General features: G+C 57.9%; 1 protein-coding gene. It reads left to right on the top strand.

The window, feature by feature from the left end:
* Window positions 1-451: ABC transporter substrate-binding protein (locus tag DUK53_RS17135; RefSeq protein WP_143813227.1), on the top strand; the 451-nt coding region annotated here is incomplete at both ends.

Genomic DNA, 451 nt, shown 5'->3' with positions numbered 1-451 from the left:
GTCACCGACTTCCGCCGCGACCCGCTGGAGAGTACGCCTAAGACTATGGACATCTTCGGTGAGATCTTTGGCCAAGAGGACCGCGCTGAGGAATTCAACGCGGATTGGCAAAAGACGGTGGATCTGGTTGAGGACCGCGCGAAGCAGGTAAAGGACAAGCCAAGGGCCTTCGTCTGGCGATCGGCCGGTGTGTCCGATTGCTGCGGCTCCTGGAACGATTCCAATATCTCCCAGCTGGTCAACGCGGCCGGCGGCGAGAATATTGCGGATGAAATCATCCCGGGCGAATCCGGCACTATCACCCCGGAGAAGGTTTTGGAATCTGACCCGGACATGGTTATTGCCACCGGTGGCGATTGGTCTGAGATGAAGGACGATGAAGGCCACCCTGTCGGATACGCTGCAGTGGGTTACGGCATCGATGAAAAGGAAGCCAAGGGCAGTGTGGCTA

The organism is Listeria sp. SHR_NRA_18 (assembly GCF_003856515.1).
GTDB lineage: Bacteria > Bacillota > Bacilli > Lactobacillales > Listeriaceae > Listeria_A > Listeria_A newyorkensis.
The sequence above is the reverse complement of the archived record's forward strand: the minus strand, read 5'-3'. Positions and strand labels throughout refer to the sequence as shown.